Below are 13,283 nucleotides of genomic sequence, written 5' to 3'. Positions count from 1 at the left end.
TCGAACGACCTCAGGTTTCGGACCGCACCCTATGACCACCCAGCGAATCGGTTTTCTCATCTGGCCCAGCACCAGGCCTTTGACCCTGGCGCTGGCCGAGGAAGTGTTGCAGGTGGCGCAGCGGGTGCATCCGGATGTGATCTACGAGTTGTCTTTCCTGCAAGCTGAACCCGCGCAGGATGGCGCCTGGCGTCTACCAGGCGAGCCGTGGACCGGCCGCCTGGAGGGCTGCCACAAGCTGTTTCTGCTGGCTGACGAGCCGCCTGCGGCGATGGGGGCTGCCTTGTCGGCGGCGCTCAAGCAGCTGGCGCGCAGTGGCTGCATGATTGGCAGCCTGTCTGCCGGGGTGTATCCCTTGGCAATGCTGGGGCTGCTCGATGGCTACCGCGCTGCGGTGCACTGGCGCTGGCAAGATGATTTTGCCGAACGCTTCCCTAAAGTGATCGCCACCAGCCACTTGTTCGATTGGGATCGTGACCGCCTGAGCGCCTGCGGCGGCATGGCCGTGACTGACCTGCTGTTGGCGGTGCTGGCGCGCGATCACGGGGCGGAACTGGCCGGGGCGGTGTCGGAAGAGCTGGTGGTCGAGCGCATTCGCGAGGGTGGCGAGCGCCAGCGAATTCCGCTGCAGAACCGCCTGGGGTCCAGCCATCCCAAGTTGACTCAGGCAGTGCTGCTGATGGAAGCCAACATCGAAGAGCCGCTGACCACCGACGAAATTGCCCAGCATGTTTGCGTGTCGCGTCGGCAGTTGGAGCGCATTTTCAAGCAGTACCTGAACCGCGTGCCCAGCCAGTACTATTTGGAGCTGCGGCTGAACAAGGCGCGGCAAATGCTGATGCAGACCAGCAAGTCGATCATTCAGATCGGGTTGTCTTGTGGCTTCTCTTCGGGGCCGCATTTTTCCAGCGCCTATCGCAACTTCTTTGGTGCAACGCCACGGGAAGACCGTAACCAGCGGCGCAGCAGCAGCCCGTTCGAGCTGAGTTCGGCGCCTGCCGAAAAAGGCTGATCTTTCGGGGGATTCCGGGCGTATGGCTTGGGGGTGAAGGCAGCGCTCGATCTCACAGGCGCCAGACGAACATCGCCGGACATCCTGCCCCTCACAAACCTATGTGAACACCCGTTCACCCAGCCCCCTCTCTCCCGTACACTGCGCGATTGCGACAGTGTTTGTCGCATTGCCGAAAACCTTGTCCAAACAGGGTTTTGCGCTGTAACAAGTTGTCGCTTGGCCGCAAGGACAGGCGCGGATCAGTCCTTACAATCCCCCCATCGCTCGCCACTTCCAGGCCAGCGTTCCTCTTCAGGAGACTCAGATGTCCGTTGAGCAAGCCCCGGTGCAACGTGCCGATTTCGACCAGGTCATGGTTCCCAATTATTCTCCGGCGGCCTTCATTCCTGTGCGAGGCGAGGGTTCCCGCGTCTGGGACCAGTCGGGTCGCGAGTTGATCGACTTTGCCGGTGGTATCGCGGTAAACGCCCTGGGTCACTGCCATCCGGCACTGGTCAAGGCCCTGACCGAACAGGCCAACACCCTCTGGCATGTATCCAACGTGTTCACCAACGAGCCGGCCCTGCGCCTGGCTCATAAGCTGGTGGACGCTACCTTTGCCGACCGCGCGTTCTTCTGCAACTCTGGCGCCGAGTCCAACGAGGCTGCTTTCAAGCTGGCCCGTCGCGTTGCCCATGATCGCTTCGGCCCTGAAAAGCACGAAATCATCGCCACCGTGAACAGCTTCCACGGTCGCACCCTGTTCACTGTCAGCGTCGGTGGCCAGCCGAAGTACTCCGACGGCTTCGGCCCGAAGATCACCGGTATCAGCCACGTGCCCTACAACGACCTGGAAGCACTGAAGGCGCAGATTTCCGATAAGACCTGCGCCGTGGTGATCGAGCCGATCCAGGGCGAAAGTGGCGTGGTGCCGGCCGACAAGGCCTACCTGGAAGGCGCGCGCAAGCTGTGTGACGAGCACAACGCCCTGCTGATCTTCGACGAAGTGCAGACTGGCGTGGGCCGCACCGGCTCGCTGTATGCCTACCAGCATTACGGCGTGACCCCGGACATCCTGACCAGCGCCAAGAGCCTGGGCGGCGGCTTCCCGATCGGTGCCATGCTGACCACCACCGAGCTGGCCAAGCACCTGGCCGTTGGCACCCACGGCACCACCTATGGCGGCAACCCACTGGGCTGCGCCGTTGCCTGTGCGGTGCTGGACGTTATCAACACCCCGCAAACCCTGGCCGGCATCAAGGCCAAGCACGAACGCTTCAAAACCCGCCTGGAGCAGATCGGCCAGAAGTACAACCTGTTCACCCAGGTGCGTGGTGTCGGCCTGCTGCTGGGTTGCGTGCTGACCGAAGCCTGGCAAGGCAAGGCCAAGGACGTGCTCAACGCGGCCGAGAAAGAAGGCGTAATGGTGCTGCAGGCCGGCCCGGACGTGGTCCGCTTCGCGCCAAGCCTGGTGGTTGAAGACGCCGACATCGATGCAGGCCTGGACCGCTTCGAGCGCGCCGTGGCCACACTGACCCAAGGCTGACCCGCCTGCGGTCCTCTCGCCGGTCCCAGCCATGGCTGAACCGGGCCGGCGATACCCGATTCCAGTGCAGGTGCCCAAGCGCCTGCCGTTTATCCGTGCCGCCGTCAGCGGCCCGTATTCCAAAGGAGTGACACCATGCTGGTGATGCGCCCCGCGCAAATGGCTGATCTGAACGAAGTGCAGCGCATGGCTGCAGACAGCCCCATTGGTGTCACCTCGCTGCCGGACGACACTGCTCGCCTGGGCGACAAGATTGCCGCCTCCGAGACATCCTTCGCCGCCGAGGTCAGCTTCAACGGTGAAGAAAGCTACTTTTTCGTGCTCGAAGACAGTAACACCGGGAAGCTGGTCGGCTGTTCGGCCATCGTCGCTTCGGCCGGCTACTCCGAGCCGTTCTACAGCTTTCGTAACGAGACCTTCGTGCACGCCTCGCGCGAGCTGAAGATCCACAACAAGATCCACGTGCTGTCGCTGTGCCACGATTTGACCGGCAACAGCTTGTTGACCAGCTTCTATGTGTTGCCGGAGTTGGTGAACAGTGGCTGGGCCGAGCTCAACTCGCGCGGTCGCCTGCTGTTCATGGCCGCGCACCCGGAACGCTTCGCCGACTCGGTGGTAACCGAAATCGTCGGTTACAGCGACGAACAGGGCGAATCGCCGTTCTGGGATGCCATCGGCCGCAATTTCTTCGACCTCAACTATGCCCACGCCGAACGCCTGTGCGGGCTCAAGAGCCGTACCTTCCTCGCCGAGCTGATGCCGCACTACCCAATCTACGTGCCGCTGCTGCCTGACCTGGCGCAGGAAGCCATGGGCCAGGTGCACCCGCGCGCGCAAATCACCTTCGACATCCTCATGCGTGAAGGCTTCGAGACCGAGCACTACATCGACATTTTCGACGGCGGCCCGACCTTGCACGCGCGCACCTCGGGTATTCGCTCGATCGCCCAGAGCCGGGTGGCACCGGTGAAAATCGAAGATGCCCCGATCAAGGGCGGGCGCCCGTACCTGGTGTGCAACGGCCAGTTGCAGGACTACCGCGCAGTGCTGCTGGACCTCGACTGGGTGCCCGGCAAGCCGGTCAGCCTGAGCGTGGCTGCAGCCGACGCGCTGGGCGTGGGCGAGGGCGCCAGCGTGCGCCTGGTCGCGGTCTGAGGTCTGGCAACAGACGTTTCGGGATTGATGCGTTAGCAGAGTTTCGCGCCGGCAGATGCCGCCGCACAAGGAGATAGCATGATCGTTCGTCCTGTACGCAGCAGCGATTTGCCTGCGTTGATCGAATTGGCACGCAGCACCGGCACCACCGGGCTGACCACGCTGCCGGCCAACGAAGAACGCCTGGGGCATCGCGTTGGCTGGGCGGAAAAAAGCTTCCGCGGCGAAGCGGAGCGTGGCGACACCGACTACCTGTTCGTGCTGGAAAACGACGAAGGCCTGGTGGTGGGCATCAGTGCCATTGCCGGTGCCGTAGGCCTGCGCGAACCCTGGTACAACTACCGGGTCGGCCTGACGGTCAGTGCCTCGCAGGAACTGAAGATCTACCGCGAAATCCCGACGCTGTTCCTGGCCAACGACCTGACCGGCAATTCCGAGCTGTGCTCGCTGTTCCTGCGCAGCGACTACCGCTCCGGCCTCAATGGCCGCCTGCTATCGCGCGCACGTATGCTGTTCATTGCCGAGTTCCCTGAGCTGTTCGGCAAGAAGATCATTGCCGAAATGCGCGGTATGTCTGACGAACAGGGCCGTTCACCCTTCTGGGAAAGCCTGGGCCGGCACTTCTTCAAGATGGAGTTCAGCCAGGCCGACTACCTGACGGGGGTGGGCAACAAGTCGTTCATTGCCGAACTGATGCCCAAGTTCCCGCTGTATACCTGCTTCCTGTCCGAGGCAGCGCGCAACGTGATCGGCCGCGTGCACAAAGACACCGAGCCGGCGTTGGCGATGCTCAAGCAGGAGGGCTTCAACTACCAGGGCTACGTCGATATCTTCGATGCAGGCCCGGCCATCGAATGCGACACCGCCAAGATCCGCGCCGTGCGCGAGAGCCAGACCCTGGTGCTGGCGGTAGGGACGCCAGGCGATGACGCCACCCCTTTCATCATCCACAACCGCAAGCGCGACGACTGCCGCATCACGGCTGCACCTGCGCGGCTGGCCGCCGGCACCCTGGTGGTCGACCCGCTGACCGCCAAGCGCCTGCGCATGGGCGCTGGCGACAATGTGCGCGCCGTGCCGCTGTCGGCTAGCCGGGAGGCCCAGTAAATGACTACGCATTACATCGCAGGCAATTGGCAGGCCGGCCAGGGCGAAACCCTGCAGTCGCTGAACCCGGTGACGCAAGCCGTGGTCTGGCAAGGGCAGGGTGCTGAGGCTAGCCAGGTGGGTGCTGCCGTGCAGGCAGCGCGGCAAGCCTTCCCGGCCTGGGCGCAATTGAGTCTGGAGGCGCGTATCGATGTGCTGGAGAAGTTTGCCGCGCAGTTGAAAGTGCATGCCGAAGCCATGGCCCAGTGCATTGGCGAGGAAACCGGGAAGCCGCTGTGGGAATCGGCGACAGAAGTCACCAGCATGATCAACAAGGTCGCGATTTCGGTACAAAGCTACCGCGAGCGCACCGGTGAAAAGAGCGGCCCGCTGGCCGATGCCACGGCCGTTCTGCGGCACAAGCCCCACGGTGTGGTGGCGGTGTTCGGCCCCTACAACTTCCCCGGGCACCTGCCCAATGGCCATATCGTGCCGGCGCTTTTGGCAGGTAACTGTGTGGTGTTCAAGCCCAGCGAGCTGACCCCCAAGGTCGCTGAGCTGACCGTCAATTGCTGGATTGCCGCCGGCCTGCCGGCGGGTGTGCTGAACCTGGTACAGGGCGCGCGCGAAACCGGTGTGGCGCTGGCCGCCAACCCGGGTATCGATGGCCTGTTCTTCACCGGCTCCAGCCGCACCGGCAACCTTCTGCATCAACAGTTCGCCGGGCGCCCAGACAAGATCCTGGCCCTGGAAATGGGTGGCAACAACCCGCTGGTGGTGGATGAGGTCAAGGACCTGGACGCGGCGGTGTACACCATTATCCAGTCGGCGTTCATTTCCGCCGGCCAGCGTTGCACCTGCGCGCGTCGCCTGCTGGTGCCGCAAGGGAGCTGGGGCGATGCGCTGATCGCGCGCCTTGTCGACGTGTGCAAAACCATCACGGTGGGGGCGTTCGATGAACAGCCGGCGCCGTTCATGGGGTCGGTGATTTCGCTGCAGGCAGCGCGGGCGCTGATTGCAGCTCAGGCCGAATTGGCCGCCAAAGGTGGCGTGAAGCTGCTGGAAATGACCCAACCACAGGCCGATGCCGCACTGCTGACCCCTGGCATCATCGATGTCACTGCCGTGGATGAGCGCCCGGACGAGGAGTTCTTCGGCCCGCTGCTGCAGGTGATCCGCTACGTCGACTTCGATGCTGCGATCGATGAAGCCAACAACACCCAGTACGGCCTGGCCGCTGGTTTGTTGTCCGATTCGCGCGCCCGCTACCAGTACTTCTGGCTGCGCAGCCGCGCCGGCATCGTCAACTGGAACAAACAGCTGACCGGTGCCGCCAGCAGTGCGCCGTTCGGTGGCGTGGGTGCCAGTGGCAACCATCGCGCCAGTGCCTATTACGCGGCTGACTACTGCGCTTACCCCGTGGCTTCGCTGGAGACTGCCAGCCTTGCCTTGCCGGCGACCCTGACGCCGGGCGTCACCCTATAACAACAGGTCACGGAGCCTAGCCGATGAAATCCTATGAAGTGAATTTTGATGGCCTGGTGGGGCCAACCCACAACTATGGCGGCCTGTCCTACGGCAACGTGGCTTCGCAGAGCAACAGCCAGCAGGGGTCCAACCCGCGTGAGGCGGCGCGCCAGGGCCTGGCGAAGATGAAAGCGCTGGCCGACATGGGCTTCAAGCAAGGTGTGCTGGCGCCGCAGGAGCGCCCGGATGTGGCCGCGCTGCGCCGCCTGGGGTTCAGCGGCAGTGATGCCGAAGTCATCCAGCGCGCCGCCGCCGATGCCATGCCGCTGCTGGTGGCCAGTTGCTCGGCTTCGAGCATGTGGGTGGCCAACGCCGCAACCGTAAGCCCCAGTGCCGACACTGCGGACGGCCGCGTGCACTTCACTGCCGCCAACCTCAACTGCAAATACCACCGCAGCATCGAGCATCCGACCACCAGCCGGGTGCTGGGCGCCATGTTCAACAACGAGAAACACTTTGCCCACCACCCGGCGCTGCCTGCCGTGGCACAGTTCGGTGACGAGGGCGCGGCCAACCACACGCGCTTCTGCAGTGCCTATGGCGAGGCGGGTGTGGAGTTCTTCGTATACGGCCGCAGTGCCTTCGACAGCCGTTACCCGGCGCCGCAGAAGTACCCGGCGCGGCAAACCCTGGAGGCCTCTCAGGCCGTGGCTCGGCTGCACGGCCTGAGCGATGACGGCGTGGTCTACGCTCAACAGAACCCGGCGGTGATTGACCAGGGTGTGTTCCACAATGATGTGATTTCGGTGGGTAACGGCGAAGTGCTGTTCTACCACGAGGACGCGTTCCTCGAGACTGACGCAGTGCTTGGCCAGCTGCGAGCTAAACTGGCCAGCAAGGGTGGCAACTTCCAGGCCATCTGCGTGCCACGGGCAGCGGTGACGGTTGAGGACGCGGTGCGTTCCTACCTGTTCAACAGCCAGCTGCTAAGCCGCGACGATGGTTCCATGCTGCTGGTGGTGCCGGAAGAGTGCCGCAACAACGAGCGGGTCTGGGCCTACCTGGGCCAGTTGACCAGCCAGGGCGGCCCGGTGAATGAGGTCAAGATATTCGACCTCAAGCAGAGCATGCAGAACGGCGGTGGCCCGGCCTGCCTGCGTTTGCGCGTGGCTTTGAAGGAAACGGAACTGGTAGCGGTCAATCAAGGCGTTATCATGACGGCCTCGCTGTATGACACGCTGCTGCAGTGGGTCGACAGGCATTACCGCGATCGCCTTGGCGAAGCAGACCTGGCCGACCCGCAATTGCTGGTGGAATGCCGTACGGCACTGGACGAATTGACCCAGATCCTGAAGTTGGGCTCGGTGTATCCGTTCCAACGCCAACCTTGAAGAGAGACTTTGTAATGACCGACGCCCTGCGCCTGATCCTTGAAGATGAAGACGGCACCCAGCTGGAAACTTCCTGCACCCGCTTTGCCGTGGTCTGGCAAGGCAAGGAAGTGTGGATTCAGCAAGACGGCCGTGGCCAGTTGCTGATCGGTGTGGATGTCGAGGAAGACGACACCGAATATGCCAACCTGCTGCTGCGCCCGATGGCCACCAACCTGGTCAGCCTGCAGCTGGAAATGGAGCCGGCGGAGCTTGGCGAAGGCGACGATCACGTCCATGGCCCTGACTGCGGCCACCACCACTAAGGAAGTACCTATGCTCGCCCTTGGCAAATTGCTTGAGCTGACCCTCACCGATCACGAACCGGCCGAGAAGACCCAAGTGACACCCAAGGGCGCGCGTTTGCGCTGGCTGGGGGAGGGTGCGCTTGAAGTGCGCCCGGCTGAAAGCGAGGATTGCGGGCTGGATTTGCTGCTGTCCGCCGGCATTCATGGCAACGAGACGGCGCCGATCGAATTGCTGGAGCGGCTGCTGCACGGCGTGGCCAACGGCAAGATCAAACCCAGGGCGCGCCTGCTGTTCCTGTTCGGCAACCCGGTGGCAATCCGCAAGGGCGAGCGCTTCATCGAGCAGGACATCAACCGCCTTTTCAATGGCCGTCACGAGCTTTCCAGCGGTTTCGAGGCGTTGCGCGCCGCTGAGCTGGAACAGTTTGCCAGGGTGTTCTTCAGCAAGCCGGGGCGCAGCCGGCTGCATTACGACCTGCATACGGCCATCCGTGGTTCGAAGATCGAACAATTCGCCTTGTATCCCTATAAAGAAGGGCGCAAGCACTCCCGTCGCGAACTGGCGCGCCTGGCGGCGGCGGGTATGGAAGCGGTGTTGCTGCAAAGCAAGTCGTCCATCACCTTCAGCGCATTCACCTATGAACAGCTGGATGCCGAAGCCTTCACGCTGGAACTGGGCAAGGCCCGCCCGTTCGGCCAGAACGAGCAGGTCAACCTCGACAAGCTGGAAGAGCGGCTGATCCGCATCATCGAGGCGACCGAACCAGAAGGCGAAAGCTCGCTGGATGGCCTGCAACTGTTCAGTGTTTCCCGTGAAATCATCAAGCACAGCGACAGCTTCCACCTGCACCTGCCGGCGGATATCGAAAACTTCTCCGAGCTGAGCAAGGGCTACCTGCTGGCCGAAGACCTGGCCGAGATGCGCTGGGTGGTCGAGGAGGAGGGCGCGCGCATCATCTTCCCCAACCCCAAGGTCAGGAACGGTTTGCGCGCCGGTATCCTGATCGTGCCGGATTCGGGGCAGCGGCTAGGCTGATGCGCTATGGCTGCTGCTGTGGGAGTCGCTTTTTGGGGAGCGGCCTTGCGTGATGATTCCCATGAAACTCTTTTAATTCACCGCCTGTTCCATTTTCCCTTCCCATAAGCGGTAATTGGCTTGCCAGTGGCGAAACACAGGATTTAGCATCCGGTCATGTCATTTTCGTTTGCATAGCCCGAAAAACCGTCCAAACGACAGTTTCTATCGTATAAACACACTGCATCGAGCTTGCAGGACCGATATAATGCGGCCCTTTGCCGTCGTTTCGTCGACGTGTTTGCCCAACAGGGCCGCCGTTTCCGTGGAAGAACCTATGAAAAGCGCAGAAATCCGTGAAGCCTTCCTTCGCTTCTTCGAAGAGCAAGGCCATACCCGAGTCGCCTCCAGTTCGCTGATCCCGAACAACGACCCGACCCTGCTGTTCACCAACGCAGGCATGAACCAGTTCAAGGACTGCTTCCTCGGTGCAGAGAAGCGCGCCTACACCCGCGCCGTCAGCAGCCAGAAGTGCGTGCGCGCCGGTGGCAAGCACAACGACCTGGAAAACGTCGGTTACACCGCGCGTCACCACACCTTCTTCGAAATGCTGGGCAACTTCAGCTTCGGTGACTATTTCAAGCGCGATGCCATCACCTTCGCCTGGACCTTCCTGACCTCGGAGCAGTGGCTGAACCTGCCCAAGGAAAAGCTCTGGGTCACTGTCTACGCCACTGACGACGAAGCCTACGACATCTGGACCAAGGAAGTCGGCGTGCCGGCCGAGCGCATGGTGCGCATCGGCGACAACAAAGGCGCCCCGTACGCCTCCGACAACTTCTGGACCATGGGCGACACTGGCCCGTGCGGCCCATGCACCGAGATCTTCTACGACCACGGCCCGGACATCTGGGGCGGCCCACCCGGCTCGCCAGAAGAAGACGGCGACCGCTACATCGAGATCTGGAACAACGTCTTCATGCAGTTCAACCGCACCGCCGATGGCGTGCTGCACCCGCTGCCAGCGCCGTCGGTGGACACCGGCATGGGCCTGGAGCGCGTCAGCGCCGTGCTGCAGCACGTGCACTCGAACTACGAGATCGACCTGTTCCAGAACCTGCTGGCGGCCGCGGCCAAGGCCATCGGTTGCAGCAATGACGGCCAGGCCTCGCTGAAAGTCGTCGCCGACCACATTCGTTCCTGCGGCTTCCTGATTGCCGACGGTGTGCTGCCGTCCAACGAAGGCCGTGGCTACGTGCTGCGCCGCATCATTCGCCGCGCTTGCCGTCACGGTAACAAGCTGGGCGCCAAGGGCAGCTTCTTCTACCAGATCGTTGCGGCACTGGCTGCTGAAATGGGCGAAGCCTTCCCGGAACTGAAGAGCCAGCAAGCGCACATCGAGCGCGTGCTCAAGGCCGAAGAAGAGCAGTTCGCCAAGACCCTGGAGCAGGGCCTGCGTATCCTCGAGCAAGACCTGGCCCAGCTCAAAGGCGACGTGGTGCCGGGCGACGTGGTGTTCAAGCTGTACGACACCTACGGCTTCCCGATGGACCTGACTGCCGACATTGCCCGTGAGCGTGAGCTGACCATCGACGAAGCCGGCTTCGAGCGCGAGATGGATGCCCAGCGTGAGCGTGCCCGTTCCGCCAGCGCCTTCGGCATGGATTACAACAGCCTGGTTAAAGTCGACAGCGCCACCGAATTCCTCGGTTACGACGCCACCGAAGCCCAAGGCAAGATCATTGCCCTGTACAAGGACGGCCAGGCCGTCGACCAGTTGGGTGAAGGCGAGCAGGGCGTGGTCGTGCTCGACCGCACGCCGTTCTACGCCGAGTCCGGCGGCCAGGTGGGTGATACCGGCTTCCTGCAGGCTGGCGCTGCACGCTTCGACGTGCGCGACACCACCAAAACTGGCGGTGCCTTCCTGCACCACGGTGTGGTCGCCAGCGGTGCGCTGGTGATCGGTTCGCCAGTCGAGGCCAAGGTCGATGCCGACGTGCAGCATGCCACCTCGCTGAACCACTCCGCCACTCACCTGTTGCACGAAGCGCTGCGTCAGGTATTGGGCGAGCACGTGCAGCAGAAGGGCTCGCTGGTCGACAGCCAGCGCCTGCGTTTCGACTTCAGCCATTTCGAAGCGCTGAAGCCAGAGCAGATCAAGCAACTGGAAGACATCGTCAACCGCGAAGTGCGCAAGAACACTGCCGTTGAAACCGAACTGACCGACATCGAAACCGCCAAGGCCAAAGGCGCCATGGCGCTGTTCGGCGAGAAGTACGGCGACACTGTGCGCGTGTTGAGCATGGGCGGCGATTTCTCGGTGGAGCTGTGCGGCGGTATCCACGCCAAGCGCACCGGTGACATCAGCCTGTTCAAGATCATCAGCGAAGGCGGCGTGGCCTCTGGCGTGCGCCGTATCGAAGCGGTGACCGGCGCCGCTGCGCTGGCCTACCTGAACGCTGCCGAAGAGCAGGTCAAGGAAGCCGCGCAACTGGTCAAAGGCAACCGCGACAACCTGATCGACAAGCTGTCGGCTGTGCTTGAGCGCAACCGCCAGCTGGAGAAGCAGCTTGAACAGCTGCAGGCCAAGGCCGCCAGCGCCGCCGGGGACGATCTCTCCAACGCGGCCGTTGAGGTCAAAGGTGCCAAGGTGCTCGCCGCCCGCCTGGATGGGCAGGACGGCAAGGCCCTGCTGGCCCTGGTCGATCAGCTGAAGAACAAGCTCGGCCACGCAGTGATCCTGCTGGGCAGCGAGCATGAGGGCAAGGTCGTGCTGGTGGCCGGCGTGACCAAGGACCTCTCCAGCCAACTCAAGGCTGGCGATCTGATGAAACAAGCCGCTGCGGCGGTGGGTGGCAAGGGCGGTGGCCGTCCGGACATGGCCCAGGGTGGTGGCGTCGACGTCGCCGCGCTGGACCACGCCCTGGCGCTGGCCGTGCCATTCGCAGAGCAGGGACTTTGAGATGAAGGGGCCGGTGGTCTAGTCACCGGCCTCTTCATGTTGGATTGTTTTTTGGGGCCCTGTATGGGCTGAGGCACCATTGAAATGGCGTTGATCGTACAGAAATTTGGCGGCACCTCTGTCGGTTCCATCGAGCGGATCGAGCAGGTAGCCGATAAGGTCAAGAAACACCGTGAGGCGGGCGACGACCTGGTGGTTGTGTTGTCGGCCATGAGCGGTGAAACCAATCGCCTGATCGACCTGGCCAAGCAGATCACCGATCAGCCGGTTCCGCGTGAACTGGATGTGATCGTGTCGACCGGTGAGCAGGTCACCATTGCCTTGCTGACCATGGCCTTGATCAAGCGTGGTGTGCCAGCGGTGTCCTACACCGGCAACCAGGTGCGCATTCTCACCGACAGCGCGCACAACAAGGCGCGCATCCTGCAGATCGACGACCAGAAGATTCGTGCCGACCTCAAGGAAGGCCGCGTGGTCGTGGTAGCGGGCTTCCAGGGCGTCGACGAGCACGGCAGCATCACCACCCTGGGCCGTGGTGGCTCCGACACCACGGGCGTGGCCCTGGCGGCTGCGCTGAAGGCTGACGAGTGCCAGATCTACACCGACGTCGATGGCGTCTACACCACCGACCCGCGCGTTGTGCCACAGGCCCAGCGCCTGGAGAAGATCACCTTCGAAGAGATGCTGGAAATGGCCAGCCTCGGTTCCAAGGTGCTGCAGATCCGTTCGGTGGAGTTCGCCGGCAAGTACAACGTTCCGCTGCGCGTGCTGCACAGCTTCAAGGAGGGTCCGGGTACCCTCATTACCATTGATGAAGAGGAATCCATGGAACAGCCGATCATTTCCGGTATCGCCTTCAACCGTGATGAAGCCAAGCTGACCATTCGCGGCGTGCCGGACACCCCGGGCGTGGCCTTCAAGATCCTCGGCCCGATCAGCGCCTCGAACATCGAGGTCGACATGATCGTGCAGAACGTTGCCCACGATAACACCACCGACTTCACCTTCACCGTACACCGCAACGAGTACGAGAAGGCGCAGAGCGTGCTGGAAAACACTGCCCGCGAAATCGGTGCCCGTGAAGTGATCGGCGATACCAAGATCGCCAAGGTCTCGATCGTCGGCGTCGGCATGCGTTCGCACGCCGGTGTTGCCAGCCGCATGTTCGAAGCCCTGGCCAAGGAGAGCATCAACATCCAGATGATCTCCACCTCCGAGATCAAGGTTTCGGTCGTGATCGAAGAGAAGTACCTGGAGCTGGCCGTACGCGCGCTGCACACCGCGTTCGAGCTCGACGCTCCGGCACGACAGAGCGAGTAATACGCTGCCTGGAAGGGCGCGGCTTGCCGCGCCCTTCGCGTTTCTGCTCGCCACACAGGC

Annotated in this window: 10 protein-coding genes; all 10 read left to right on the top strand. The window is 62.7% G+C overall.

What is annotated here, in order from left to right; all coding sequences use genetic code 11:
- Positions 1-31 precede the first annotated feature (31 nt).
- On the top strand, positions 32-1,012 hold the full coding sequence (gene argR, locus ACNQP3_RS20835; protein ID WP_069943280.1) for a transcriptional regulator ArgR: 981 nt from the start codon (positions 32-34) through the stop codon (positions 1,010-1,012).
- 307 nt (positions 1,013-1,319) lie between these two features.
- Entirely contained in the window at positions 1,320-2,540 is a 1,221-nt protein-coding gene (locus ACNQP3_RS20830; protein ID WP_012273564.1) for an aspartate aminotransferase family protein, read from the top strand.
- 135 nt (positions 2,541-2,675) lie between these two features.
- Positions 2,676-3,695 (top strand): arginine/ornithine succinyltransferase subunit alpha, encoded by a 1,020-nt coding sequence (gene aruF, locus ACNQP3_RS20825; protein ID WP_264316443.1) that lies wholly within the window; start codon positions 2,676-2,678, stop codon positions 3,693-3,695.
- Positions 3,696-3,773: 78 nt separating this feature from the next.
- A complete protein-coding gene (gene astA / locus ACNQP3_RS20820; RefSeq protein WP_012273562.1) occupies positions 3,774-4,802 on the top strand; it encodes an arginine N-succinyltransferase in 1,029 nt (342 codons plus the stop codon).
- A complete protein-coding gene (gene astD / locus ACNQP3_RS20815; RefSeq protein ID WP_264316442.1) occupies positions 4,803-6,266 on the top strand; it encodes a succinylglutamate-semialdehyde dehydrogenase in 1,464 nt (487 codons plus the stop codon). It abuts the gene before it with no gap.
- A gap of 23 nt (positions 6,267-6,289) precedes the next feature.
- Positions 6,290-7,639, top strand: coding sequence for an N-succinylarginine dihydrolase (gene astB, locus ACNQP3_RS20810; protein ID WP_264316441.1), 1,350 nt, complete (start codon positions 6,290-6,292; stop codon positions 7,637-7,639).
- A 14-nt stretch (positions 7,640-7,653) separates the two neighbouring features.
- Positions 7,654-7,944 carry a hypothetical protein gene (locus tag ACNQP3_RS20805; protein WP_012273559.1) on the top strand — a complete coding sequence of 97 codons (291 nt, stop codon included), beginning with the start codon at positions 7,654-7,656 and terminating at the stop codon, positions 7,942-7,944.
- Between the two features lie 10 nt (positions 7,945-7,954).
- On the top strand, positions 7,955-8,962 hold the full coding sequence (gene astE, locus ACNQP3_RS20800; protein WP_012273558.1) for a succinylglutamate desuccinylase: 1,008 nt from the start codon (positions 7,955-7,957) through the stop codon (positions 8,960-8,962).
- A gap of 316 nt (positions 8,963-9,278) precedes the next feature.
- Entirely contained in the window at positions 9,279-11,903 is a 2,625-nt protein-coding gene (gene alaS / locus ACNQP3_RS20795) for an alanine--tRNA ligase (RefSeq protein WP_069943282.1), read from the top strand.
- Between the two features lie 84 nt (positions 11,904-11,987).
- The gene (locus ACNQP3_RS20790; RefSeq protein ID WP_013973645.1) at positions 11,988-13,223 is read left to right on the top strand and encodes an aspartate kinase; all 1,236 of its coding nucleotides are present in this window, start codon (positions 11,988-11,990) and stop codon (positions 13,221-13,223) included.
- Positions 13,224-13,283 lie beyond the last annotated feature (60 nt).

It is taken from the genome of Pseudomonas sp. LFS074 (assembly GCF_047978165.1).
In the GTDB taxonomy this organism is placed as follows: Bacteria; Pseudomonadota; Gammaproteobacteria; order Pseudomonadales; family Pseudomonadaceae; genus Aquipseudomonas; species Aquipseudomonas putida_P.
Note: the sequence above shows the minus strand (reverse complement) of the source record. Positions and strands in the feature narration are given on the sequence as shown.